The 24,274-nt window shown below is 70.1% G+C and carries 20 protein-coding genes and 1 pseudogene; 12 read left to right on the plus strand and 9 right to left on the minus strand.

Annotated elements, in window-relative coordinates; all coding sequences use genetic code 11:
* Window positions 1-588: 588 nt before the first annotated feature.
* Together KCH48_RS22610 and KCH48_RS22615 are read right to left on the minus strand one after the other, a co-directional pair.
* A complete protein-coding gene (locus KCH48_RS22610) occupies window positions 589-1,368 on the minus strand; it encodes an EamA family transporter (RefSeq protein WP_210576498.1) in 780 nt (259 codons plus the stop codon).
* Window positions 1,365-1,910: a YbaK/EbsC family protein gene (locus KCH48_RS22615; protein WP_210576499.1), complete on the minus strand. Its 546-nt coding sequence runs from the start codon at window positions 1,908-1,910 to the stop codon at window positions 1,365-1,367. Before KCH48_RS22615 ends, KCH48_RS22610 begins: the two co-directional genes overlap by 4 nt.
* Window positions 1,911-2,013: 103 nt before the next feature.
* On the opposite strand from KCH48_RS22615, the gene KCH48_RS22620 reads away from it, so the two are divergent.
* On the plus strand, window positions 2,014-2,826 hold the full coding sequence (locus KCH48_RS22620) for a methyltransferase domain-containing protein (RefSeq protein ID WP_210576500.1): 813 nt from the start codon (window positions 2,014-2,016) through the stop codon (window positions 2,824-2,826).
* 506 nt (window positions 2,827-3,332) lie between these two features.
* Here the strand turns inward: KCH48_RS22620 and KCH48_RS22625 are convergent.
* Entirely contained in the window at window positions 3,333-3,902 is a 570-nt protein-coding gene (locus tag KCH48_RS22625; RefSeq protein WP_210576501.1) for a YceI family protein, read from the minus strand.
* A gap of 92 nt (window positions 3,903-3,994) precedes the next feature.
* On the opposite strand from KCH48_RS22625, the gene KCH48_RS22630 reads away from it, so the two are divergent.
* Window positions 3,995-4,669: an N-acetyltransferase gene (locus tag KCH48_RS22630; RefSeq protein WP_246885678.1), complete on the plus strand. Its 675-nt coding sequence runs from the start codon at window positions 3,995-3,997 to the stop codon at window positions 4,667-4,669.
* Window positions 4,670-4,725: 56 nt separating this feature from the next.
* On the opposite strand, the gene KCH48_RS22635 is transcribed toward KCH48_RS22630, so the two are convergent.
* Both KCH48_RS22635 and KCH48_RS22640 read right to left on the minus strand, forming a co-directional pair.
* Window positions 4,726-6,948: an MMPL family transporter gene (locus KCH48_RS22635; protein WP_210576502.1), complete on the minus strand. Its 2,223-nt coding sequence runs from the start codon at window positions 6,946-6,948 to the stop codon at window positions 4,726-4,728.
* Between the two features lie 150 nt (window positions 6,949-7,098).
* Window positions 7,099-7,713 (minus strand): TetR/AcrR family transcriptional regulator, encoded by a 615-nt coding sequence (locus tag KCH48_RS22640; RefSeq protein ID WP_210576503.1) that lies wholly within the window; start codon window positions 7,711-7,713, stop codon window positions 7,099-7,101.
* Window positions 7,714-7,893: 180 nt separating this feature from the next.
* Here KCH48_RS22640 and KCH48_RS22645 point away from each other — a divergent pair, with 180 nt between their 5' ends.
* Window positions 7,894-11,121 (plus strand): S41 family peptidase, encoded by a 3,228-nt coding sequence (locus KCH48_RS22645; protein ID WP_210576504.1) that lies wholly within the window; start codon window positions 7,894-7,896, stop codon window positions 11,119-11,121.
* Between the two features lie 78 nt (window positions 11,122-11,199).
* On the opposite strand, the gene KCH48_RS22650 is transcribed toward KCH48_RS22645, so the two are convergent.
* Window positions 11,200-11,817: a MerR family transcriptional regulator gene (locus KCH48_RS22650; protein WP_210576575.1), complete on the minus strand. Its 618-nt coding sequence runs from the start codon at window positions 11,815-11,817 to the stop codon at window positions 11,200-11,202.
* Window positions 11,818-12,017: 200 nt separating this feature from the next.
* Between KCH48_RS22650 and KCH48_RS22655 the strand changes: the two genes are divergently transcribed.
* The 4 genes from KCH48_RS22655 to KCH48_RS22670 all read left to right on the plus strand — a co-directional run bounded on the left by KCH48_RS22655 (window position 12,018) and on the right by KCH48_RS22670 (window position 15,655).
* Window positions 12,018-13,544, plus strand: coding sequence for an NAD(P)/FAD-dependent oxidoreductase (locus KCH48_RS22655; RefSeq protein WP_210576505.1), 1,527 nt, complete (start codon window positions 12,018-12,020; stop codon window positions 13,542-13,544).
* Window positions 13,541-14,458, plus strand: a complete 918-nt coding sequence (locus KCH48_RS22660; protein ID WP_210576506.1) for an alpha/beta fold hydrolase — start codon at window positions 13,541-13,543, stop codon at window positions 14,456-14,458. The genes KCH48_RS22655 and KCH48_RS22660 overlap by 4 nt, the downstream gene beginning before the upstream one ends.
* Window positions 14,455-15,339, plus strand: a complete 885-nt coding sequence (locus KCH48_RS22665; RefSeq protein WP_210576507.1) for an SDR family oxidoreductase — start codon at window positions 14,455-14,457, stop codon at window positions 15,337-15,339. Before KCH48_RS22660 ends, KCH48_RS22665 begins: the two co-directional genes overlap by 4 nt.
* A 76-nt stretch (window positions 15,340-15,415) precedes the next feature.
* Window positions 15,416-15,655: a hypothetical protein gene (locus KCH48_RS22670; RefSeq protein WP_210576508.1), complete on the plus strand. Its 240-nt coding sequence runs from the start codon at window positions 15,416-15,418 to the stop codon at window positions 15,653-15,655.
* A gap of 87 nt (window positions 15,656-15,742) precedes the next feature.
* Here the strand turns inward: KCH48_RS22670 and KCH48_RS22675 are convergent.
* A pseudogene (locus tag KCH48_RS22675) lies at window positions 15,743-16,534 on the minus strand (exodeoxyribonuclease III).
* 174 nt (window positions 16,535-16,708) lie between these two features.
* On the opposite strand from KCH48_RS22675, the gene KCH48_RS22680 reads away from it, so the two are divergent.
* From KCH48_RS22680 to KCH48_RS22690, 3 genes are read left to right on the plus strand one after another with little or no spacing between them, the layout of a single operon-like run.
* Window positions 16,709-17,515: an SDR family oxidoreductase gene (locus KCH48_RS22680; RefSeq protein WP_210576509.1), complete on the plus strand. Its 807-nt coding sequence runs from the start codon at window positions 16,709-16,711 to the stop codon at window positions 17,513-17,515.
* Window positions 17,516-17,542: 27 nt separating this feature from the next.
* Window positions 17,543-18,412: a helix-turn-helix transcriptional regulator gene (locus KCH48_RS22685; protein WP_210576510.1), complete on the plus strand. Its 870-nt coding sequence runs from the start codon at window positions 17,543-17,545 to the stop codon at window positions 18,410-18,412.
* Between the two features lie 16 nt (window positions 18,413-18,428).
* On the plus strand, window positions 18,429-18,911 hold the full coding sequence (locus tag KCH48_RS22690; protein WP_210576511.1) for a GNAT family N-acetyltransferase: 483 nt from the start codon (window positions 18,429-18,431) through the stop codon (window positions 18,909-18,911).
* Here KCH48_RS22690 and KCH48_RS22695 read toward each other — a convergent pair.
* The gene (locus KCH48_RS22695; protein ID WP_246885679.1) at window positions 18,901-19,572 is read right to left on the minus strand and encodes a response regulator transcription factor; all 672 of its coding nucleotides are present in this window, start codon (window positions 19,570-19,572) and stop codon (window positions 18,901-18,903) included. The two genes, KCH48_RS22690 and KCH48_RS22695, sit on opposite strands and share 11 nt — an antisense overlap.
* Window positions 19,533-20,816 carry a sensor histidine kinase gene (locus KCH48_RS42330; protein ID WP_246885680.1) on the minus strand — a complete coding sequence of 428 codons (1,284 nt, stop codon included), beginning with the start codon at window positions 20,814-20,816 and terminating at the stop codon, window positions 19,533-19,535. The genes KCH48_RS22695 and KCH48_RS42330 overlap by 40 nt, the downstream gene beginning before the upstream one ends.
* Window positions 20,817-20,996: 180 nt before the next feature.
* Here KCH48_RS42330 and KCH48_RS22700 point away from each other — a divergent pair, with 180 nt between their 5' ends.
* Together KCH48_RS22700 and KCH48_RS22705 are read left to right on the plus strand one after the other, a co-directional pair.
* Window positions 20,997-21,734 (plus strand): ABC transporter ATP-binding protein, encoded by a 738-nt coding sequence (locus tag KCH48_RS22700; RefSeq protein ID WP_210576513.1) that lies wholly within the window; start codon window positions 20,997-20,999, stop codon window positions 21,732-21,734.
* Window positions 21,728-24,268, plus strand: coding sequence for an ABC transporter permease (locus KCH48_RS22705; RefSeq protein WP_210576514.1), 2,541 nt, complete (start codon window positions 21,728-21,730; stop codon window positions 24,266-24,268). Before KCH48_RS22700 ends, KCH48_RS22705 begins: the two co-directional genes overlap by 7 nt.
* Window positions 24,269-24,274: the final 6 nt, after the last annotated feature.

The raw sequence follows: 24,274 nt of genomic DNA on the forward strand, positions 1-24,274 counted from the left end.
AAATTCTGCGCATTTGTCGCCGAGTTGGCCGTCGGCGGGTAGGGCTAAGGGAGAGTCGTGCGCAGGCACGATTATTGTTCGGGCTAATGAAAGTGGTGAAATCTCCTACGACCCGTCTCAGAGTCGGCATAGCCAGTTCATAATCCAGAACGTCGATGGCCCCAAGTGCCTTAACTTGACCGTATGAGACTAGTTCCGCAGCTTTGGACTGGGTCTGTTGAGACGCGAGTGATCAGGCCCCGTAAGCTTCCGGCGCGTCGGGCGCTTGTGGACCTGCCCGGTAAGGCACGACGTGGGGGCCCTGCTCTTCGAGGCTCGCGCCCAAGTAGCTCGCGTCCGGAGCCGGAACGATGCACGTCGGGCACGAGGCGCCCCAGTTCGTCCTGAAGGGGTCACCTAGCTTGACGCCCGTCCCGCCCAGCCCGCAGTACCGATTCGAGTTCTCGATGTTCGAGAGGTGCTGCTGGTGGTAGCACTCAGCCGCGTAGAAGTCGCCCCCTCCTGAGAGAACGATCTCCGTCTCGATGCTGCCGCAGACCGTACCGAGGACTCATGGGTGCGGGACGACTCCTGGGTGTACGGGATGCCTCATCCAGCCCCTTTGATCAGCGACGTATTACTGCATGAGCGCGGCTTGACTGACGATTCCCGTAGGGCGGCGATCGGTGCAAGGGCGGCCCTGGTCTGTGCCCACAGGACCAGGGCGTACGCCGATACGGACAGTGCGGCGCCGAGGAGGCCGAGGGCGGCGGACGGGCGGAGCAGGGTGATGGTCTGACGTCGCCAGCGGCGGATGGCGTACGCGGGGATGATCGTTCCCTGTATCACCATGAGCCAGGCGATGTAGCCGAGCGAGGATCCGGAGGCCCGCACCCCGAGCCCGTCGACCACTGTGTAGACGGCGATGGTCAGCCCGGTCGCCAGGGCCGCGCCGATCGCCGCCCAGTCGGGGCGCCGGCCGCGCAGCCCCCACAGGGCGACGCCGGTGAGGCCGGCGCAGGACAGGGCGATGCCGGCGGCTGCCCACGCGTCCGGCACCTCATGGGCGAAGACGGCGGCGAGCACGGTGACGAGGAGGGGCGCGCTACCGCGGGCGATGGGGTAGGCCTGGCCGAAGTCGCCCAGGCGGAAGGACTTCATCAGCAGCGCGTAGTACGCGATGTGAATGGCGGCGGAGAGGAGGAGGTACGGCCATGCGCCCGCCGCCGGTATCGCCACGAACGGGATCATTGTCAGGCCGATCGCCACACCGCCGCCCGCGATCAACGTGAAGCCGACGAGCTTGTCGGTGATGCGATGGGCGATGGCGTTCCAGCCGGCGTGGGTTACGGCTGCGAGGAGGACGGCGGCGGTGACCAGGGGGGTCACGGGGTGGGCTCGGGTGCGCCCTGGTCGTGGGTGTCCTGCTCGCGTACGTCCACGAGATTCGCGCCGGCGTGGGTGATCAGCTTCTTGGGCTCCATGGGGAAGACGGTGTACGGAGTTCCGGCGGCGGCCCACACGAGGTCGTGGTCGAGCAGGGAACGGTCGGCGAGTACCCGGGTCTTCGTGCGGTGTCCGAAGGGTGGCACGCCTCCGATCGCGTACCCGGTCGTCTCGCGTACGACGTCCGCCTTCGCGCGCGTCACCTTCTCGGCTCCGAGTTCCCGCCGCACCAGCTCCACGTCGACCCGTGAGGCCCCGTCCATCAGCACCAGTACCGGTACGCCGTCCGCCGCGAAGATCAGCGACTTGCAGATCTGGCTCAGCTCACACCCGATGGCGGCGGCCGCCTCGGCGGCGGTGCGGGTGGCGTCCGGGAAGCGGCGGATGCGGCCCTGGAGTTCACCGAGCCCCAGCTGTTGGAGTGCCTCGGCGAATCGTGGGTGGGCTCCGGAGTCTTCGGTGGCGGAGGTGGCGGGGGTCGTCATGAACGGCACGCTAACTCACAACACCGTTGCCCTTCGCGTTCGTTTTCATCGGTGTCACCGCGCCCCGCGCAGAGCTCGCAGATCCCGCAGAGGGAGAAACCCCATGTCCCGCTACCTGTTCGACAACACCGACGCCCGCACACCCGACCGCTTCTCGACCCTGGAGTCGTGCTACGACCCCGTCTCCCGCCGCCAGTTGGAACTGACCGGCCTGGCCCCCGGTTTCCGTTGCCTGGAAGTCGGCGGGGGCAGCGGATCGTTGGGGGCGTGGATGGGTGAACGGGTCGGTCCGGAGGGGGAGGTCACGGTGACCGACCTCGACCCCCGCTGGGCCGAGTCGCGACCCCGGCCGCCGCAGGTACGCCTGCTGCGCCATGACATCGTCAACGACCCGTTGCCGGGCGGCGACTACGACGTGATCCACGCCCGGCTGGTCCTGTTGCACCTGCCGGAGCGGATCGCCGTACTGGAGCGGCTGGCGGCAGCCCTGCGGCCGGGCGGATGGCTCCTGCTGGAGGAGTTCGACTGCACCTGGATCCCCGTCCTCGCGACCCCGGATGACGATTCCATCGCCCTGTTCACCCACGTCCAGGCCGCGCTGCTGGCCCAGTTGGAGAAGGCGGGCGCCGATGTGGCGTGGGGGCGCCGGGTGCCTTCGGCGATGACACGGGCGGGGCTCACGGACGTCACGGCGACGACGTACGCGGAGTCCTGGGCGGGCGGCGGCACGGGGATCGACCTGCATCGCGTGAATATGGAACAGGCGGAGGTGGGGCTTCGGGGGGATGGGGTTACGGAGGGGGAACTGCGGCGGTTCTACGCGTTGTTGAAGAACCCGGAGTTTGTGATCAACTCCTATCCGTTGATCAGCACGCGAGGGCGGCGGCCGGAATCTGGCGAGGGCGAATTCCGGTGACCGTCGGGGCCGCCCGCTTCTTTGGCAGTGTCGTGCTTCCGCGAGCCGAGTAAAGGGCGCTCCGCTGCGCTACGCGTCGGCTCCGCCGATGGCCTCCGGCCACCCTTGACTCGGCTCACTCCAGCACGGGTGAGAAGCGAGCGGGCGGCCCGGAGGGGTGGGTGGCCGACTCATGTTCTCGGTCGGGTGGGCTGGGATGCGGGCCGGGGTCGGGGGCGCGGTCGCGCCTCGCCAGCACGCCGGGTGGCTTAGCGGCTTGCGGTGCGTGGGGGGTGCGGGACGCGTCAGCCGAGTGGCGGCGCGCCCGGCGGGTTTAGCGGCTTGCGGCCGGAGGGTGGGGCGCGGTCGTACCTCGCGAGTCATATGGGCCTCGCCGGTCCTGCCTGAGCCGGTAATTGGCAGATTTGGGCCAGCCTCTGTGCTGCCGACCCGAGGGGTCCTGGCTCACTCGTGGCCCAAACGTTCCAATTGGTGCTTTCCGGCGGGCCGGGGAGTGCCGGGAAGGGCTACCCCAGTGCCGCCGTCTCGGTCAGTGCGGCGAGGTCGAACTCGATGCGGACCTCGTCGGCGAGTCGGAGGGCGCCGGCGAAGGCCTTGTACGGCTTGATGCCCCAGGTGCTCTGTACGACGGTGGCGGTGCCGTGCACACCTCCCTCGGCGTCCAGGCCCGCCTCGAGGGTGATCGGATGGGTCGTGCCCATGATCGTGAGGTCTCCGGTCACGGTGAAGGCGTGCGGGGTGCCGGCGATCTCGGTCGATGTGAAGGTGATGCGCGGGTGCTCCGCGGAATGGAGGATCTTCTCTCGGATCGTTCGCTTGATGTCCGCCCGGTCGTCGTCCGTGAGCGGCTTCAGGCCTCCGACTCCCTCCCGGACCTCCAGGGAGTCGACCTCGATCGAGGCGACCACGGACGACCGGCCCGGATCGGCGACATCGACGGTGACGTCCCCGGACCACCGGGTGACCTCGATCGTCAGGTCATGGCCGGCCTTGCGGCCCAGCCCGGTGCGGCTGGTCTTGATCCTTAGCTGCCCTGTGTCCGAGCCGATGCCGTGCTTTCCGCTTGCAGGGTCCATACGGCCAACATACGTCCGGCCCCTTGCCAGCGCCTGACGTGCGTCACGAGAACTGCATTGCGGGGGCGGTGTCGGGCGGGCAGCATGCGGTGATGGCCTCGATGCCCGCAGGGATTCGTGACGTCCCATCCGCCGCCGTACGTCTCTATCGCCCCGCCGATCGCGATCGCCTCGACGACATCTGTGTTCGCACCGCCCACGTCGGTCAGGATGCCCGGCCCCACTACGCCGACCCCGGCGTCTTTCCGGTGATCTTCGCGCAGCCTTACGTCCATCTGGAACCGGAGCTGGCGTTCGTGCTGGACGACGGGCGCGGGCGGGCCGTCGGTTACATCCTGGGGACGGCGGACACCCCTCGCTTCGTCGAGGACTTCCGGGCGAAGTGGCTGCCGAGGGTGGCGGACCGGTATCCGGAGCCCGGCGGTCCGCCGCGCACGCCCGATGAGGAGATCGTCTCGCTGCTGCGTCGGCCCGAGCGGATGCTGCTGCCCGAGGTCGTCGACTACCCCGCCCATCTCCACATCGACCTGCTGCCGGAGTGGCAAGGGCGCGGCTACGGACGTGAGTTGATGCGGACGTTCCTGCGGGCGCTGCACGGGAGGGGTGTGCCGGCCGTGCATCTGTCGATGCTGACCGCCAACACGCCCGCGCGAGCCTTTTACCGTCGTCTCGGTTTCCATGAGATCGCGGTGCCCGATCCGGGGCCGGTCACCTATCTCGGGCGCAGCACGGCAGAGGAGCGCGGCACTACAGCAGAAGGCCGGTGAAGGCCGCCGTCCCCACGGAGCCCTCACCGGCCGGTCCTGTCAGAAGCTGTACGACGTCAGACGCGTACCAGCTCCCGTTCCTCGTCCGGATCCGCGTTGCTGCGGTCCTCCGCGGTCCTCAGGCCCTCGCCCTCGACGTCCACGTTGGGCAGCGCGCGGTCCAGCCACTTCGGCAGCCACCAGGCCTTGTGGCCGAGCAGTGCCAGTACCGCCGGGACGATCGCCATCCGCACGACGAACGCGTCGAAGAAGACCGCGATCGCGAGGCCGAAGCCGATCATCTTGATCATGGACTCGCTGGAGCCGATGAAGCCGGCGAAGACCGCCATCATGATCACCGCGGCGGCGGTCACCACACGAGCGCCGTGCTTGAAGCCCGTGACGACCGCCTGGCTCGGCTTCTCGCCGTGGACGTAGGCCTCGCGCATCCGGGTCACGAGGAACACCTCGTAGTCCATCGCCAGGCCGAAGACCACGCCGACCATGAAGATCGGCATCATCGACATGATCGGGCCGGTCTCCTCGACGCCCAGGAGGCCGGACAGCCAGCCCCACTGGAAGACCGCGACCACGGCACCCAGCGCCGCCAGCACGCTCAGCAGGAAGCCGAGGGCCGCCTTCAGCGGGACCAGGATCGAGCGGAAGACCGCGATGAGGAGCAGGAAGGCTAGGCCTACCACCAGCGCCAGGTACGGGACCAGCGCGTCGTTCATCTTCTGGGAGAAGTCGATGTTCATCGCGGTCGTGCCGGTGACCAGTACGTCCGCGTCCGTGTCGGACTTGATCTGCGCGCCCGCGTCCCGGATGGAGTGGACGAGGTCCTCGGTCTGTGTCGAGGAGGGCTTGGAGTCGGGGATCACCGTGATGGTGAAGGTGTCCCCGGCCTTGTTGAACGCCGCCGGGCTGACGGACACGACGCCGTCCAGGCCCTTGATGTCATCGATGGTGGTCTGCGCGACCGCCTTCGGATCGTCGCTGCCCTTCGCGTCGCCAGCGATCATCAGCGGCCCGTTGAAGCCGGGCCCGAAGCCGTCGGAGAGGGTGTCGTACGCCTGTCGCTGTGTCGTGGACGTGGGCTGCGAGCCGTCGTCGGGAAGGCCCAGCTCCAGCGAGGCGACCGGAACCGCGGCGGCTCCGAGGCCGATGACGCCGAAGAGGAGGACGGCGACGGGGCGGCGTACGACGAAGCTCGCCCAGCGCGTGCCCATGTTCGGCTTGGTCTCCGCCGCGGACGCGGACTTCCGGCGGCCGAGGAACTTGCTCTTCGACCCCGCCGGCTGCACCTTGCGGCCCGCGTACCCGAGCAGTGCCGGGATCATCGTCAGGGCGATCAGTACGGCGATGACGACCGTGCCGGCCGCCGCGAAGCCCATCTTCGTCAGCATCGGGATGTTGACGACCGCGAGTCCGGCCAGCGCGATCACGACCGTGAGGCCCGCGAAGACCACCGCGGAGCCCGCCGTGCCGACCGCCCGGCCGATCGCTTCCTCGCGGTCCCGGCCCTCGGCGAGTTCGGCCCGGTAGCGGGAGACGATGAACAGCGCGTAGTCGATGCCGACCGCGAGGCCGATCATCATGGCCAGCGTGGCGGTGGTGTCACCGAGATCGAGGGGGTTGGCCAGCGCCGTGATGCTCGAGACGCCGATCCCCACGCCGATGAGCGCCGTCAGCAGCGGCAGTCCGGCCGCGACCAGCGAGCCCAGGGTGATGACGAGGACGACCGCGGCGACGGCGATACCGATGATCTCGCCGGAACCGGTCTCCGGCGTCGCCTGGAGCGCGTCACCGCCGATCTCGACGGTCAGCCCGGCGTCCCGCGCGTCCTGCGCGGCGTCCTCCAGCGCCTCCTTGGAGGCGTCCTTCAGTTCCATGCCGGAGACGTCGTACGACACCGCCGCATACGCGACCGTCCCGTCCTTGCTGACCGCGTTCGCCTTGAACGGGTCGGCGACCGAGGTGACCTCGGAGCCGTCGGACAGGTCCTGGACGGTCTTCTCGACGGTCGCCTTGTTGGCGGCGTCGGTCATCTTCTCCCCGTCGGGCGCCTGGAAGACGACCCGCGCGGTCGCGCCGTCGGCAGCCATGCCGGGGAAGCGCTCCTCCAGCAGGTCGAAGGCCTTCTGGGCCTCGGTGCCGGGGATCGAGAAGGAGGAGGAACCCGCTGCGGGTGCGCTGGCCGCGCCCACACCCGCGAGCGTCAGCAGCGCCACCCATATCAGGGCGACGAAGTGGCGTCGCCTGAAGGCGAGCCGGCCGAGTTTGTAGAGAAACGTTGCCACGAGGGCGTACTCCCGGTCAGGTCGTGGGTGTAACAGGGCAGGGGTGATCGGCCCGTTGGGGTGCAGGCGTGATCGGCCCGACGACGTGAGCGGTTACGTCAGGTGGGGTGGGGCTTGCTGTGGGAATTACCGGTTGAGTGACCGGTTGGGTTACCGGTCGGCAGACCGGTTCACGGTGATACCGAGGGCGGGGAGGACCACGGCGTCGATGTACGAGGTGAGGAAGTCCCGGGTCGGCGGCCGGTCCTCGATCAGGCCCCGGGCGACGAACGCACCGACCATCATGTGCATCACATAGCCCAGCGCCGGGTTGTCCGCCCGGATCTCGCCCCGGTCGACGGCGCGTTGCAGCACACGGCCGAACTCCGCCATTTCCGGCTCGATGAGCTTTTCCCGGAACTCCTGCAGGAGGTCGGGGTTGTTGTGCACCGCCATCGCCAGGCCTCGCATGAGCCCGGCGTTCTGCTCCATCTCGCAGTCGTCCGTCTGCTCCATGTGGGCGTGCAGATCGCCCCGGAGCGAGCCGGTGTCGACGCCTTCGAACGGACCGGGCTTGCTGTGCCGCACGGCCTTCACGACCAGCTCGGGCTTGCCGCCCCACTGGCGGTAGAGGGTGGCCTTGCTGGAACGGGTGCGGGCGGCCACGGCGTCCATGGTGAGGGCGTCGTAGCCGACTTCGCGGAGCAGGTCGAGCACGGCCTCGTACAGCTCGGCCTCGCGCTCGGGCGTGATCCGACTGCGACGCACCGTTGCGGCCTCAGCCATCCCACTCACCTTCTCCTTCTCCTCGCCGGAGGGAACTGCCGACTTGGAACGACACTGTTTCGTACGTCATGAATGTAGCGCAAGCTCCCGCGAAACGAAACCGTTTCGTACGTGTGCTGGGTCACGTGTGTACGTACCGCATAAGTTGCCCGGCCCCATCGACGGGAAAAGCATGGGGAGGTGAGCTATCTGCGCCTGCCGCACCTCAGCGGCGACCTGCTGTGCTTCGTGACCGAGGACGACCTGTGGCTGGCCCCCCTCGACGGACCGGGCCGAGCCTGGCGGCTCACCGTCGACCGCACCAAGGCCGGCCACCCCCGCTTCTCGCCCGACGGCCGCCATATCGCGTACACGAGCTGGCGCAGCCTGGTCCCGGAGATCCATGTCGTGCCGGTGGACGGTGGCGCCGGACGGCAGCTGACGTACTGGGGCAGCGCTGACACCCGGGTGTGCGGCTGGACCCCGGACGGCGACATCCTCGCCGTCGCCTCGCACGGCGAGCCCTTCTCCTACTTCACCTGGGCCTACAAGGTGACCCCCGACGGCGACCCCGGCCGCAAGCTCCCCTGGGGCCCGGTCTCCGACATCCAGGTCGCCGACCTCGACGGCGAGCGCAAGACCCTGCTCCTCACCGGCACCCCGCCGCACGAACCGGCCGCCTGGAAGCGCTACCGGGGTGGCGCCATGGGCCGCCTCTGGCTGCACGGCGACCGGCTCCTCGCGCACGTGGACGGCCACCTCGAAGCCCCCCTGTTCGTCGGCGGCCGTATCGCCTTCCTCTCCGACCACGAGGGCGTCGGCAACCTCTACTCCTGCGCCCACGACGGCTCCGACCTGCGCCGCCACACCGACCACGACGCCTTCTACGCCCGGCACGCCGCGAGCGACGGCACACGCGTCGTCTACCAGTGCGCGGGCGACCTGTGGATCGTCGACGACCTGACCGCCGACTCGAAGCCGCGCAAGCTCGACGTACGCCTGAGCGGCCCCCGCGCGGGCCGCCGCCGGTATCAGGTGCCCGCCGCCCAGCACGTCGACGGCATCTCCGTCGACGAGACGGGCCGCGCGAGCGCCGTGATCGTACGAGGAAGTCTCTACTGGCTGACCCACCGCGACGGCCCGGCCCGCACGATCACCGACACTCCGGGCGTACGGGTCCGGCTCCCGGAGATGCTCGGCAAGGTCGGCCAGGTCGCGTACGTCACGGACGCGGAGGGCGAGGACGCCGTCGAGATCGCGTACCTGCCGCGCGCGACGGGCGACCGCGCGCCCCGGCGCCTCGCCTCCGGCGAACTGGGCCGCGTCCTGGAGCTGGTCTCCGACCCCCAGGGCGAGCGCCTGGCGATGGCCTCGCACGACGGCCGCCTCCTGCTCATCGACGCAACGGAGGACTCCAACGGCGAGGTCACCGAGCTGATCCGCTCGATCAACGGCCCGGTGCGGGACCTGGCGTTCTCCCCAGACGGGGCATGGCTCACGTGGTCGCACCCGGGGATCGGCCGCACGCTCCGCCAGATCAAGATGGCCCGGATCAAGGACCGTTTCATCGTCGACGTGACCAACGGCCGCTTCGAGGACGAGAACCCGGTCTTCACGCGAGACGGCCGCTACCTCGCCTTCCTCTCCTGGCGAGGCTTCGACCCGGTGTACGACGTCCACACCGGCGACCTCTCCTTCCCCCTCGGCTGCCGCCCCTACCTGGTCCCGCTGTCCTCCGCGACCCCCTCCCCCTTCGCCCTGAACCCCGAGGGCCGCCCGGCGGCGGGCGGCCTTGACCCGGTGGAGGACGACGAGAGCGGCGACGGCGCGGTCACGGTCGAAGTGGAAGGCCTGGAGAGCCGGGTCACCCCCTTCCCGGTCGCCGCCTCCAAGTACTCGGCGCTGTACCCGGTGTCCGGCGGCGGACTGGTCTGGCTGCGCTGGCCGATCTCGGGCGCGCTGGGCGAGACGTTCGCCAATCCCGACGACACGACCGGCCGCCCCACCCTCGAGTACTTCAACATCACCAAGGCGAAGAAGTCCGAACTGGTCGAGCACCTGGACTGGTTCGCGGTGAGCGGCGACGGCACCCGCCTGGTCGTCGTCGACGAGGACGACCTGCGAGCCGTCCCCTCCACCGAATCAGGGGACAGCGATACGACCGTCTGGATCGACCTCCGCCGCATCCTGCACGAGGTCGACCCGGTCGCCGAGTGGCGCCAGTCGTACGAGGAGGCGGGCCGCCTGATCCGCGCCTACTTCTGGGAACCCGGCATGTGCGGCATCGACTGGGACGCGGTGCTGGACCAGTACCGCCCCCTGCTCGAACGAGTGGCCTCCCCCGACGAGTTCGCGGACCTGCTCCGCGAGGTGCTCGGCGAACTGGGCACCTCCCACGCCTACGTCTCCGCCGCCCGCCGCAACGAAGGCCCCCCGCACTACCAGCGCCGGCAGGGCCTCCTCGGCGCCAACTTCGTCCGCAGGGACGGCGGCTGGACGGTCAAGCGCATCCTGCCCGGCGAGTCGTCCGACTCCAAGGCCCGCTCCCCTCTCGCCGGCACGGGCATCCGCGAGGGCGCGGTACTGACCCACGTGGACGGTCGCCCGGTGGACCCCGACACAGGCCCGTACCCACTCCTTGCGGGAGCAGGCGGTACGACGGTGGAGCTGACGTTCACCCCGGCCGAGGGCGAAGGCCGCTCCCGCAGGGTCGCCGTAGTCCCCCTGATCGACGAACGCCCCCTGCGCTACCAGGACTGGGTGGCCAAACGCCGCGCGGTCGTACGCGAGTTGAGCGGCGGCCGCTGCGGCTACCTCCACATCCCCGACATGGGCGGCTCCGGCTGGGCCCAGTTCAACCGCGACCTGCGCATGGAGGTCTCCCGGCCGGCCCTCATCGTCGACGTACGCGGCAACGCAGGCGGCCACATCAGCGAACTCGTCGTCGAAAAACTCACCCGCACCATCCTCGGCTGGGACCTGACGAGAAACGCCCAGCCGGTGTCGTACGCCTCGAACGCCCCGAGGGGCCCGGTGGTAGCCCTGGCCGACGAGGCAACCTCCTCCGACGGCGACATGATCACGGCAGCCTTCAAGCTCCTCAAGCTCGGCCCGGTCGTCGGCCAGCGCACCTGGGGCGGAGTGGTCGGCATGACCGGCCGCCACCGCCTCGGCGACAGCACGATCATCACGGTCCCCATGAACGCGGCCTGGTTCGACGCGTACGGCTGGTCCATCGAAAACCACGGCGTCGCCCCCGACTTGGAAATCCTCCGCACACCCCTGGACTGGGCAGAGGGGAGGCACGCACAGCTGGACGACGCGGTGCAGCTGGCCCTGGACCTACTCCAGACGAACCCTCCAGCAACACCCCCGGACTACAGCCACGTACCGGACCGCTCGAGACCAAATTTGCCGCCAAGATCTTGAGAAGGGGCGAGGGCAGCTACCTAAGGGGCGCGGGGAACTGCGCGACCAGCCCCCACGGCGGGAAAGCCGAAAGAACACCTACGACTTCCGCATTCGCCGATCCATCGCCAGCGAAAGCTCCGCCTCCACCACGCTCCGCGCCAGCGGCCGCAGACGCTGCATGTCGTCCTCCGTGGCATGGCGGAGCACCACGTCGGCGAAGAGTTCGGCGAGGGCGTCGACGTGTTGGCGTACCTGTTTGCCGGCGGCCAGGACTTCCGCCAGGGGGATGCCTTCGCGGACGAGGGCGGCGGACACGTCCAGCAGGCGGCGGCTGACGTGGACGATCTCGTCGCCGTCGGTGCCGAGGTAGCCGAGGTCCATCGCGGCGGCGAGGTTCTCGGGGGTGACCTCGCCCTCGAAGCGGGCGGCGAGTTCCTCGGGTGTGAGGTGGACCGGCTCCTCTTCGGTGGGGGTGTCGACGCCGAGTACGTCGGCGACGTCGCGGCCGTGTTCGAGGGCCTCCGCGAGCTCCGCGATGCCGTTGAGGGTGTGGCCGCGTTCCAGCAGTGCCGCGATCGTGCGCAGGCGGGCCAGGTGGTGATCGTCGTACCAGGCGATGCGGCCCTCGCGGCGGGGTGGCCGGATCAGCTTGCGTTCACGGTAGAAGCGCAGGGTGCGGACGGTGATGCCGGCCAGGCGGGCCAGCTCCTCCATGCGGTACTCGCGTCGTCCTCCGTCTTCTGCCACGTCGGAAGCCTATGTTGTACCGCCGGTAACTTTCCTCCGCGCGACCCCTACCCATCAGTACGGTCCTGCCCTACTCTCCCATTGCGCCAGTGTTCACTGGCAGAGTCGCGAGCGGATGCAGCGGAAGCGGCGAACGCAGCGGAAGCAGTCGGATGCATGGAGGCGGGATGGCCCAGCAGGAGCACGAGCATGTGCGGGTGGCGGTGGTCGGGTCCGGGTTCGGCGGGCTGGGAGCCGCCGTACGGCTGCGGCGCGAGGGTGTCACCGACTTCGTCGTACTGGAGCGGGCCGGCAGCGTCGGCGGCACCTGGCGGGACAACAGCTATCCCGGGTGCGCGTGCGATGTCCCGTCCCATCTCTACTCGTTCTCCTTCGCGCCCAACCCCGACTGGCCCCGCACCTTCTCCGGGCAGCGGCACATCCGCGCCTACCTGGAGCACGTCGCCGATGTCTTCCGGCTCCGGCCCCACATCCGCTTCAACTCCGAGGTCCAGCGCATGACCTGGAGCGGCGAGCGGCTCTGCTGGGACATCGAGACGAGCAGCGGCTCCCTCTCGGCGGACATCGTCGTCTCCGCCACCGGGCCGCTGTCCGAGCCCAAGATCCCGGACATCCCGGGGCTCGACTCCTTCCCCGGCAAGGTCTTCCACTCGGCCCGCTGGGACCACGACTACGACCTGCGCGGCAAGCGGGTCGCCATGGTCGGGACGGGCGCCTCCGCCATCCAGATCGTGCCGGCCATCCAGCCCCTCGCCGAGCGGCTCACCCTCTTCCAGCGCACCCCGCCCTGGGTGATGCCCCGCGTCGACCGGGCGATCAGCGGCGCGGAGCGCGCACTGCACAGGGCCCTGCCCTTCACCGCCCAGGCCCGACGTGGACTGTTGTGGGGCATACGGGAGTTGCAGGTCCAGGCCTTCACCAAGCGCCCCAATGAGCTGGGCATGGTGGAGCAGTTGGCCAAGCGCAACATGGCCCGTTCCATCAAGGACCCGGCCCTGCGTGCGAAGTTGACCCCCGACTACCGCATCGGCTGCAAGCGGATCCTGCTCTCCAGCGACTACTATCCGGCGCTCGCCCGGCCCAATGTCGACGTCGTCACGAGCGGGCTCAGCGAGATCAGGGACTCCACCCTCGTCGCCGCCGACGGCAGCGAGGCCGAGGTCGACGCGATCATCTTCGGGACCGGCTTCCACGTCACCGACATGCCCATCGCCGAACGGGTGGTGGGCGCGGACGGGCGGACACTCGCCGAGGCCTGGAAGACGGGCATGAAGGCGCTGCGCGGAGCCTCGGCGGCCGGGTTCCCCAACTGGATGACCATCATCGGGCCCAATACGGGGCTGGGGAACTCCTCGATGATCCTGATGATCGAGTCCCAGCTGAACTACCTGGCCGACTTCGTACGGCAGTTGGACGTCCTGGGCGGTCGCGCCGCCCTCGACGCCCGCCCGGATGCCGTACAGGCCTGGAACGACCAGGTCCAGGAGCGCATGCGGCGCACCGTGTGGAACACCGGCGGCTGCACCAGCTGGTATCTGGACGCCAGTGGCCGCAACACCACCATCTGGCCGGGCACGACGACCGAGTTCCGGCGGGCGACGCGGCGGGTTGATCTGTCGGAGTACGACGTCCTGCGGGTCCCCGTAGAGAAGCCCGCGGAGAAGGCAGAGAAGAAGGCCGAGGTGGACGCGTGAGCCGTCTGATGCACGTGGCCTCCGGTCCGTACGCCCCACCCGTCCCCGCCCGCGAGCTCACCGCCGTCTCCGCCGACGGCGCCCGGCTGCACGTCGAGGTGCACGGCCCCGAGAACGCCCCCGCCGTCGTCCTCGCCCACGGCTGGACCTGCTCCACCGCCTTCTGGGCGGCCCAGATACGCGAACTGGCCGTCGACCACCGGGTCATCGCCTACGACCAGCGCGGCCACGGACGCAGTCCCGAGAGCCGCGCCTGCAGTACGGACGCGCTCGCGGACGACCTCGAAGCCGTACTGAAAGCGGCTCTCGCGCCGGGAGAGAAGGCCGTGCTGGCCGGGCACTCCATGGGCGGGATGACGGTCATGGCCGCCTCCACGCGGGCCGGGTTCCGGCAGCATGCGGCGGCGGTGCTGCTGTGCAGCACGGGGGCGTCGCGGCTGGTCGCCGAGTCGACGGTCGTACCGATGCGGGCCGGTCGGCTGCGGACCGCGCTGACCCGGCGGATCCTCGGCTCCCGGGCGCCCCTCGGACCGGTCACGCCGCTGGCCCGGCGGATCCTCAAGTACGGGACGATGGGCCCGGGTTCGCATCCGCAGATGGTCGAGGCGTGCGCGCGGATCGTGCACGCGTGTCCGCGCAAGGTGCGGTACGCCTGGTCGCAGGTGCTCGACCTGGTCGATGTCGCCCATGGTGTACGGGAGTTGACGGTTCCGACGGCCGTCGTCGTCGGTACGGCGGACCGGTTGACGCCGGTCGTGCACGCCCGCTCGCTGGTCGCCGCGCTGCCGAACTGCGTCGGGATCACCGAACTGCCCGGGCTCGGCCATATGACGCCGATCGAGGCGCCCGAGCTGATCACCGGGAAGATACGGGAACTCGTCACGACGTACGCACAGGTCAAGGAGGGCGCATGAGCAGGGTCAGCCTTGAGGGGCAGGTCGCGGTCGTCACCGGGGCCGCGCGCGGCGTCGGCGAACTGCTCGCCCGGAAGCTGTCCGCGCGCGGCGCGAAGCTCGCGCTGGTCGGCCTGGAGCCGGACGCGCTCAAGCAGGTCTCCGAGCGGCTGCACGGCGACAGCGGCCACTGGCACGCCGACGTCACCGACCACGAGGCGATGGCGCGGGTGGCGGGCGAGGTGAAGGAGCGGTTCGGGAAGGTCGACATCGTGGTCGCCAACGCGGGTGTCGCGACCGGCGGTCCCTTCGCGGACTCCGATCCCGATGCCTGGCGGCGGGTGATCGAGGTCAATCTGATCGGATCGGCGGTGACGGCGCGCGCGTTCCTGCCGGCGCTGCGGGAGAGCCGGGGCTATCTGCTCCAGATCGCCTCCCTCGCGGCCATCACGCCGGCACCGATGATGACCGCGTACTGCGCGTCCAAGTCGGGCGTCGAGGCGTACGCGCACAGTCTGCGGGCCGAGGTCGGCTACCAGGGCGTGAAGGTCGGGGTCGGGTATCTGTCGTGGACCGACACGGACATGGTGCGCGGGGCCGACCAGGACGACGTGATGCGGGAGTTGCGGCAGCGGTTGCCCTGGCCCGCCAACAAGACCTATCCGCTGGGCCCCGCGGTGGACCGGATCGTCGCCGGGATCGAACGGCGGGCCGGCCATGTCTACGGGCAGCGGTGGCTGCGCGGGATGCAGGGCGTGCGGGGGTATCTGCCGGGGGTCATCGGGGCTGTCGGGCAACGGGAGATGAAGCGGTTCGCTCATCGGCTGGAGGGCATGCGGACGGGGCTGGTCGGTGCGGGGGGCTCCGCCGATGAGCAGGAGCGGGTTACGCGCCGTAACTGATCGACATGCGGAGCGTCACACCGCGTGTGAGGCTGGTCGAGCCCGATCCCCTCACCCATTTCGGGAGTGAAACCACATGGGCATGAAGGACAAGTTCCAGGACCAGTCCGAGCAGTGGCAGCAGCAGGCCAAGGAGAAGGCTCAGCAGGGGCGCCAGCGGGAAGAGCAGGGACGCCCGCGCGAGGAGCAGGGGCGCCAGCGCGAGGAGCGCGGGCGGGAGCAGGATCCTCAGCGAAGTGGCCGGCCGCGTGATGAGGAGACGGAGCGTCTCCAGCGGGAGGAAGAGGACCGGTTCAATCAGGACTACGACGCCTAGCCGCGCGGCGTTCGGCTATAGCCGTTGACGTGGGGTGCCCTGTGTTTCGGGGCACCCCACGTTTGTATTGCGTTGACGCCTGGCTTTTCAGGCCCCGTAGACGACGGTCACGGGCGCGTGGTCCGACCACCGCTCGGCGTGCGTGGCCGCGCGCTCGACGTACCCCTTGAGGGCCTTCGCGGCCAGCCCGGGCGTCGAGACGTGGTAGTCGATGCGCCATCCGCTGTCGTTGTCGAAGGCCCGCCCCCGATACGACCACCACGTATACGGCCCCTCCACCTCCGGATGCAGCACCCGCACGACGTCGACGTACTCGTCGAACACCCGGGACAGCCACTCCCGTTCCTCCGGCAGGAAGCCGGAGTTCTTGGTGTTGCCACGCTAGTTCTTGAGGTCGGCCTGCTGGTGGGCGATGTTCCAGTCGCCGCAGACCAGGACTTCACGCCCGTCGGCGGCGGCGCGCTCGCGCAGGCCCTTCAGGTAGGCGTGGAACTCGCCCATGAAGCGGACCTTCTCGTCCTGGCGCTCGGTGCCGACCTCGCCGGAGGGGAGGTAGAGGGAGGCGACGGTGACGCCAGGCAGGTCGGCCTCGACGTAGCGGCCGCTGGTGTCGAACTCGGTCGAGCCGAAGCCGACTTGGATGCGGTCGGGCTCGCGGCGGGAGTAGAGGGAGACGCCGGCGCGGCCCTTGGCGGCGGCGGGGGCGTGTACGACATGCCAGCCGTCGGGCGTGCGTACATGCTCCGGCAGCTGCTGCGGCTCGGCGCGCACCTCCTGCAGGCACACCACGTCGGCTTCGGTCTCCGCGAGCCACTCCACGAAGCCCTTCTTCGCGGCGGCACGCAGCCCGTTCACATTCACAGAGGTCACAGTCAGCAAAGCACTCTCCAGAGCAAGGGAAGACGCAGGCACGCTACTGGACGCCGGCACCCTCCCAAGGCAAGGGGGCTCTCGCAGTACCTGTATCGCCAGGGTCTCCCGGACGTCCAGAACGCCTGTCAACCTGGCTGAGTCGAAAGCCACGACAGAAGTAGACAGAAGTAACGGAGACCAATGGCGGACAACCAATTCACCACTCACAAAGAACTCTTCGATCTGAGTGGGAAGTACGCCCTTGTCACGGGCGGCACCAAGGGCATTGGGATGATGATTGCGCGCGGCCTTCTCCAGGCGGGCGCCCGCGTCGTCATCAGCTCACGCAAGGCAGACGCGTGCGCGGAGGCACAGCATCTACTGTCCGAATTCGGCGACGTCCAGGCAATCCCCGCCGACCTGTCCAGGCACGACGAGTGTCAGCGCCTCGCTGATCTCGTCAACGCCGACTCGGAACGCCTGGACATCCTTGTCAACAACGCGGGAGCGATGTGGCGCGAGCCGCTGGAGACGTTCCCGGACGAGGCCTGGGACGCAGTGATCGACCTCAATCTCAAGTCGCCGTTCTGGCTGGTGCAGGCGCTGCTCCCCGCACTTCGCAAGGCGGGCACCGCCGATGATCCCGCGCGGATCATCAACATCGGCAGTATCGCCGCCATCCACGTCGCCCAGTCGCCCAACTACTCGTACGCCAGCAGCAAAGCGGCACTCCATCAACTCACCAGAGTGCTTGCCAGAGAGCTGGGCCCACAACACGTCACGGTGAACGCGGTGGCACCGGGAGTTTTTCCGTCGCAGATGATGGCGTCCACACTCGATGCCATCGGCGACACGATCGCAGCGGCGACCCCTCTGCGCCGGCTCGGCCGCGACGACGACATGGCGGGTATCGCCGTATTTCTCGCCGGCCGGGCCGGGTCCTACCTCACGGGCACCATCATCCCGGTGGACGGCGGCATCGCGACGACCGCATCAGGTACCCCTTGAATTGCGGGACGGGATTACGGTGAGGGGATGGCCACGATCGATCCACGCACCGAGATCCGGGAGTTTCTCAGCTCGCGTCGCGCCCGCATCACACCCGAGCAGGCGGGCCTGCCCGCTTACGGCGCCAACCGTCGGGTCAAAGGTCTGCGCCGCGAGGAGGTAGCGCTGCTGGCGGGAGTATCGGTCGACTACTACGTGCGCATGGAGCGCGGCAGCCTCGCCGGTGCCTCCGATGGAGTGCTCGACGCGTTGGCCTCTGCCCTGCAACTCGACGAGGCCGAGCGCGACCACCTGTTCCACCTCGCACGCCGATCCAGGGCGCCCGGCGGCCCACGCCGGCGTAGGCCTGCTGTGACGGTGCGCTCGACGCTGCGGCAGGTACTCGACGCGATCTCCGATGCGCCTGCCTGGATCGGTAGCGCTCGTTATGACGTGCTCGCCATGAATCAACTCGCTCGCGCGCTGTATTCACCAGTGCTGGCCGACCCGCGACGGCCCGCGAACACAGCGCGGTTCGTCTATCTGAACCCCGAGGCGGCCAGAGATTTCTTTGTCGACTACGACCGAATTGCCGGTGACGTGGCCGCGAAGCTACGCATGGAAGCCGGCCGCAATCCGCACGACGAGGAGCTGATCTCCCTCGTCGGCGAATTGTCGACGTGCAGTGAGCTGTTTCGGCAGCGGTGGGCATCTCAAGACGTACGGCTGCACCGGTCCGGCCGCAAGCGTCTGCGCCATCCGATCGTGGGCCGGCTCGACCTGGACGTCGAATCCCTGCAACTGCCCGCCGAACCCGGCCTGCACCTCAACGTCTACACCGCACCCGCGGGCACACCGACCGCCGACAATTTGGCGCTCCTGGCGTCATGGGCGGCCACCCAACAGACGCCGTACTAGATATACGATTTACGGCATGCATATACGTCGCGTCCCTTTCGACCACCCCGACGCCGTCAAGCTCGACAACGAGGTCCAGGCCGAGTACCACGAGCGCTACGGCGACGGCGGCGACGCCACCTCCCTCGCCCCGTCCGACTTCGAGCCGCCGAACGGCGTGTACCTCATCGCGTACGACGACCAGGACCGCCCCGTGGCCACCGGCGGCTGGCGCAGCCAGGACCAGAACGCCGAGGGCAACCAGGACGGCGACGCGGAGCTCAAGCGGATGTACGTCGTCGCGGACAAGCGTGGGCAAGGGCTGGCGCGGCGCATGCTCGCCGCCCTCGAGGACGACGCGCGAGCGGGGGGCCGTGTGCGCATGGTGCTGGAGACGGGGCTCCAGCAGCCGGAGGCGATAGCCCTGTACACGTCCAGCGGTTATGAGCCGTGCGAGAAGTTCGGCTACTACCGCTTCTACGAGTCCAGCCGCTGCTTCGCGAAGCCCCTCAACTCCTGAGGAAGGCGAGGACCGCGAGGACCCGCCGGTGGACGTCGTCGGCCGGCGGCAGATCCAGCTTGGTGAGGATGGAACCGATGTGCTTGCCGACGGCCGCCTCGGACACCACCAGCGCCTTGGCGATCGCTCCGTTCGAGCGCCCCTCGGCGATCAGCGCCAGCACCTCCCGCTCGCGCGGGGTGAGACGGGCGAGCGGATCCCGGCGCCGGCGCAGCAGTTGTCGTACGACTTCCGGGTCGACGACCGTGCCGCCGGACGCCACCTCGGCGAGCGCGTCCACGAACTCCTCGACCTGGCCCACCCGGTCCTTGAGCAGATAGCCGACGCCGGATCCGTCGCCGGAGTCGAGCAGTTCGGCCGCGTACGCCCGCTGCACGTACTGGCTGAGCACCAGCACCGGCAACCCGGGCCGATCCTCACGCAGTTGGACCGCCGCGTGCAACCCCTCGTCCTGGAAGCCGGGCGGCATCCGTACGTCCGTGACGACGACGTCAGGTTCGTGTTCGGCGACCGCCGCCCGCAGAGCGTCCGCGTCACCGACGGCGGCGGCCACCTCGTGGCCGAAGCGGGTGAGCAGCCCGGTCAGCCCTTCGCGCAGCAGCACGCTGTCCTCGGCGAGGACTATGCGGAGGGTTCTCGGGTGGGGCGGCTCGGACGGCAAGGAATCTCCATGCGCAGCAGGGTCGGTCCACCCGGCGGGCTGGACAGACTGAGTCTGCCATCGAGGACCGACACCCGGTCGGCGAGGCCCGTGAGTCCGGTGCCCTGTGACATGTCGGCTCCGCCGCATCCGTCGTCCTCGATACGCAGCACCAGGCGTCCGCCGTCGTACCGCCCGTGTATCCCGGCCGTCTCCGCCCCGCTGTGCCTGGCGACGTTGGCGAGCGCCTCGCGGGCGACGAAGTACGCGGCCGTCTCGACGGGCCGGGGCAATCGGCCGGGCAGGTCGAGGTCCAGGTCCACCGGCACCGGGCTGCGGTCGGCAGCGTCGGTGAGGGCGGCCTCGAGGCCGTAGTCGGCGAGGACCTTCGGGTGGATGCCGTGGATCAGCTCCCGCAGTTCGGCAAGGGCTCCGTCGGCGTCCGCGTGGGCCTTGGCGAGCTGGTCGGCGAGCGGGCCCGGCGGCGCGTCGAGGCGGGCGAGGCCGAGGGTCATGGTGAGGGCGACGAGGCGCTGTTGCGCTCCGTCGTGCAGATCGCGTTCGATACGGCGGCGCTCCGCCTCGAAGGCGTCCACCAACCGCACGCGGGAGCGGACCAGTTCGGTGACCCGCTCGCTGTCCTCGGCCTTCGTGGTGAGCAGCGCATGCGCCAGCTCGGCGCGCGCTGCGGCAGCGCACCCGAGGGCGTACGCGCCGGGCGCGAGGAGCGCCAGCCCGAGCACGGCGACCCCGAAGGCGCCGGGCCAGGCGTCGACCGTCCACACCTTGACCACCTTCGCCTCGCCGTCGACGGCGACGATCAGGGGTGCGCAGGCCATGGACAGCGGAACGCCCGCCAGCAGTACGACGGCCAGCGCGTCCAGCGGCCACAGCACCAGCCCGAACAGCACGGCGTACGCCAGCTCCCGCCAGGTCGCCGCTTCCTTGAGCCGCGTCGACAACCACGCCCGCAACCCCGGCACGGCAGGCACCCGATGCTGCCCGGCGGCCACCCGCTGCCCGGCGATCCGCAACCGCCACCGCTCCACACCCGCCACGGGAATCCCGGCCAGCGCGGTGAGCAGCAGCACCGGCAGCCCGACGACCACGACGGACAGCGCCGCCCCGACCACCGCCCCACTGACGATCACCACCAGGACGACCGCCCCGCACACCGCCCCGCTCGCCAGATAGGCAACGGCCCGCCAGGGCCACGGGGACAGCAGATACCCGCGGTCGCCCAGCGCCCGCCAGATGTTTCGCATGGGGATCACCGTAGGAGCCCGGGACGTCCCCCGCGATCGGGCTGCACGGAGAGTCGGGGGTATGCCTGGCCCTACCTCAAGTCTCGGTCCTGCCGCACTGATTCGGACGGCCGTCGGGCGGTTTCGTGGACGCCACGAAGCCGAACGCCCCTGACTGCGGGGAGAGATGAGCGAGATGAGATGAGATCCAACGCGATCGAATTGCGGGACATCAGCAGGCAGTACGGGGGCGGCGACGGCGGGGTGACGGCGCTGGACCGGGTCTCGCTGGCGTTCCCGCCGGGCACCTTCACCGCCGTCATGGGCCCGTCGGGGTCGGGCAAGTCGACGCTGTTGCAGTGCACGGCCGGGCTCGATCGGCCCACGTCCGGCTCGGTCAGGATCGGCGACACGGAGCTGACCGGGCTGAGCGAGCGCAGGCTGACCTTGCTGCGGCGGCAGCGGATCGGCTTCGTGTTCCAGTCGTTCAACCTGCTGCCGTCCCTCACCGCCGAGCAGAACATCGCCCTGCCCCTGCGTCTGGCCGGACGGCGCGTGGCCAAGGCCGCGGTGCGCGAGGCGCTGCATCGGGTCGGCCTCGGCGACCGGGCCCGGCATCGGCCCTCGGAGCTGTCCGGCGGGCAGCAGCAACGCGTCGCCATCGCCCGTGCCCTGATCACCCGCCCCGAGGTCCTCTTCGGCGACGAGCCGACGGGCGCGCTGGACACGCGGACCGGGCGGGAGGTGCTGGATCTGCTGCACGGCCTGGTCGACGCCGAGGGCCGCACGGTGGTGATGGTGACGCATGATCCGGTGGCCGCGTCGTATGCGGACCGGGTGGTCTTCCTGGTGGACGGGCGGGTGCACGGGGAGCTGTGCGGGGCATCGAAGGGGAAGATCGCCGCGCACATGACGGAGCTGGAGGCCCTGCCGTGCTGACCACCACCCTCCACGCGCTGCGCACCCGCTGGACCACGTTCGCCGGCAGCTTCGTCGCGCTCTCGCTCGGCGTCGCGCTGATGACGGTCATGGGGCTGACCCTGGCCTCCTCCCTGGCCGCGCCCGAGCAACCGCCGGAACGGTTCGCCGCGGCCCTGGTCGTGGTGCAGGGCCAGGACACCCTGCGCGTCGGCGACCGCACCCAGAAGCTGGCACAGCCACGCCCGGTCCCCGCGCGGACGGTCGCCGCGCTGCGCACCCTCGGCAAGGTCACCGAGGACCGCGCCTTCGCCGTACGAGCGGAGCGCGCGCCCAGCGATCTGGTGGGTCACCCGTGGTCGACGGCCGCTTTCGCCCCGTACGAACTGAGCGCGGGCCGTGCGCCCCGAGCCGCGGACGAGGTGGTGGCGACCGGCGACTGGAGCGCCGTAGGGAAGAAGCTGCGCACGGACCACGGGACGGTACGGGTGGTCGGGACGGTGCGCGCACGTGGCTTCGGCTTCTGCTTCGAGAACGCGCTGTTCTACCCGGACGCCCGGGCCGCCGCGCTGTCGCCGCCGGTCATGCGACTCGTCGTGGACGCGAAGGCGTCGGAGGTACGACGGCTGGTGGCTCCCGGCGTGCGCGTCCTCACCGGGGACGAACGGCGGCTGGCGGACGCCGATCCCGACCGCGACGCCGAGGCGCTCACCGCGCTGAATGCCCTGTTCGGCACGGCGGGCGGCGTCACCGCGTTCGTGTCGGTGTTCGTCGTGGCGTCCACGTTCGCCTTCGCGGTCGCCCAGCGGCGCCGCGAGTTCGGGCTGCTGCGCATGGTGGGGGCCACGCCGGGCCGGCTGCGCCGCATGGTCGTCGCGGAGGCGCTGACGGTCGGCGCGCTCGCGTCGGCGGCGGGCTGCGCGCTGGGGGCGTACGGCGCCCCGCACCTCGCCGGCCTGGTCGTCGAAGGCGGCCTCGCCCCGGCCTGGTTCACGATCGGCGACCACACCTGGCCGTACCAACTGGCGTTCTGGACGGGCCTGTCGGCCGCCCTGTGCGGGTCGGTCGCCGCGTCCTGGCGGGCCGGGCGAACCGGTCCGACGCAGGCGCTGCGGGAAGCGTCGGTGGACAGCGGGGCGAGCGGGATGCGGCCATGGGGACGTCTCCTGTGCGGGACAGCCCTGCTGATCACGGCCACCGTGACCCTGGTCCTGGCGCTGCTGACCGAGCCGGGTGACCTGCTGCACCGCAAGACGTACATCAGCCGCCCGATGCTCCTGATCACCGCGGTCGCCCTGCTCTCCCCGGCGCTGGTGGGTCCGCTGACCCGGCTGATCGTCCGGCTGCCCGGCGCGATCGGCCTGCTGGTCCGGGAGAACGCCGCGGCCGGCGTCGGACGCACGGCCGCCGTGGCCGCGCCGGTTCTGGTCACGGTCGCTCTGACGGGCTCCCTGCTGGGCGCCACGGCGACCTTGAACGAGGCACGGGCGACCGAGGCACGGGAGCGGACCGCCGCGGACTTCGTGGTGACGTCGGCGGGGGCGCCACTGGACGCGGCGACCGTGCGGCGACTTCGGGAGGTGCCCGGGGCCGATGTCTCCCCGGTCGCGTCGAGCGCGGTGTACGTCCTCGAGGACGGCGTCGCCCTCATCAAGTCCGAGGCCCACGCGGTCGATCCACACCGACTCGCCGCCACCGCACACCTGCCGCTCACCGACGGCCGCGTCACCGACCTCGACGACGACTCGATCATCGTCAACGAGGAGTGGTCCCGGCACCGGGTCGGCGAACACGTGCCGGTCTGGCTCGGCGACGGCACCCGACGGTCCCTGCGGATCGCCGGGGTGATGCCGGTGGGGACCGGGGACAACGGGGTGTACGTCACAGCGGCGAACGCGCCGGGAGCGGTGGTGGAACGGGTGGATGTGCGGGTGCGGGAGGGGGCGGACAGGGCGGGGGTGGCGGGGGCGTTGCGGGAGGCGGTGGGGTTGGGGGAGACGGTGGGCTTGCGGGAGGTGGTGGGCGGCCGTAGGCACGCGGCGCACGCCGACGTCGTCACCTCCGACGACTGGGTCCGGACGGCCTTCCCCACGACGGGCCTCGTCGACACCGACCGAGCCACCCGCCTCGGCATCCTGCTCGTCCTCGGCATCGCCCTCCTCTACACCGGCATCTCCCTCGCCAACACCCAGCTCATGGCGGCCTCCGACCGCGCACGGGAGCTGACGGCCCTACGCCACGCCGGCGCCACCCGCACCCAGGTGCTGCGCCTGGTCGCCGCCGAGGCCCTGACGGTCGTAGTGATCGGCGCGCTCCTCGGCCTCCTGGTGACCGGCCTCAACCTGCTCGGCATGTGCAGCGCCCTCGCCCTGCAGTCCGTGTGGTCGCAGATCCGACTCCCCTGGGCGGAACTCGGCGCGACAACGGGCGCGTGCGCGGTGCTGGCTGTGGTATCCGCGGTACTCCCGACCGCAGTCGCGCTGCGCCCCCGCACAAAGAGAAATCCCGCCCGATCTCACGATCGGACGGGATCCCGTCAACCATCCCCGAGCTGACTCAAG

The organism is Streptomyces sp. GESEQ-4, from assembly GCF_017948455.1.
In the GTDB taxonomy this organism is placed as follows: domain Bacteria; phylum Actinomycetota; class Actinomycetes; order Streptomycetales; family Streptomycetaceae; genus Streptomyces.

Excerpts from the sequence above, each read along its gene's own strand:
- KCH48_RS22690 (WP_210576511.1), top strand. The coding sequence starts at position 18,429 with ATGCATATACGTCGCGTCCCTTTCGACCACCCCGACGCCGTCAAGCTC.
- KCH48_RS22670 (WP_210576508.1), top strand. The coding sequence starts at position 15,416 with ATGGGCATGAAGGACAAGTTCCAGGACCAGTCCGAGCAGTGGCAGCAG.
- KCH48_RS42330 (WP_246885680.1), bottom strand. The coding sequence starts at position 20,816 with ATGCGAAACATCTGGCGGGCGCTGGGCGACCGCGGGTATCTGCTGTCC.
- KCH48_RS22685 (WP_210576510.1), top strand. The coding sequence starts at position 17,543 with ATGGCCACGATCGATCCACGCACCGAGATCCGGGAGTTTCTCAGCTCG.
- KCH48_RS22650 (WP_210576575.1), bottom strand. The coding sequence starts at position 11,817 with ATGGAGGAGCTGGCCCGCCTGGCCGGCATCACCGTCCGCACCCTGCGC.
- KCH48_RS22655 (WP_210576505.1), top strand. The coding sequence starts at position 12,018 with ATGGCCCAGCAGGAGCACGAGCATGTGCGGGTGGCGGTGGTCGGGTCC.
- KCH48_RS22680 (WP_210576509.1), top strand. The coding sequence starts at position 16,709 with ATGGCGGACAACCAATTCACCACTCACAAAGAACTCTTCGATCTGAGT.
- KCH48_RS22640 (WP_210576503.1), bottom strand. The coding sequence starts at position 7,713 with ATGGCTGAGGCCGCAACGGTGCGTCGCAGTCGGATCACGCCCGAGCGC.
- KCH48_RS22615 (WP_210576499.1), bottom strand. The coding sequence starts at position 1,910 with ATGACGACCCCCGCCACCTCCGCCACCGAAGACTCCGGAGCCCACCCA.
- KCH48_RS22665 (WP_210576507.1), top strand. The coding sequence starts at position 14,455 with ATGAGCAGGGTCAGCCTTGAGGGGCAGGTCGCGGTCGTCACCGGGGCC.
- KCH48_RS22700 (WP_210576513.1), top strand. The coding sequence starts at position 20,997 with ATGAGATCCAACGCGATCGAATTGCGGGACATCAGCAGGCAGTACGGG.
- KCH48_RS22625 (WP_210576501.1), bottom strand. The coding sequence starts at position 3,902 with ATGGACCCTGCAAGCGGAAAGCACGGCATCGGCTCGGACACAGGGCAG.
- KCH48_RS22620 (WP_210576500.1), top strand. The coding sequence starts at position 2,014 with ATGTCCCGCTACCTGTTCGACAACACCGACGCCCGCACACCCGACCGC.
- KCH48_RS22630 (WP_246885678.1), top strand. The coding sequence starts at position 3,995 with ATGGCCTCGATGCCCGCAGGGATTCGTGACGTCCCATCCGCCGCCGTA.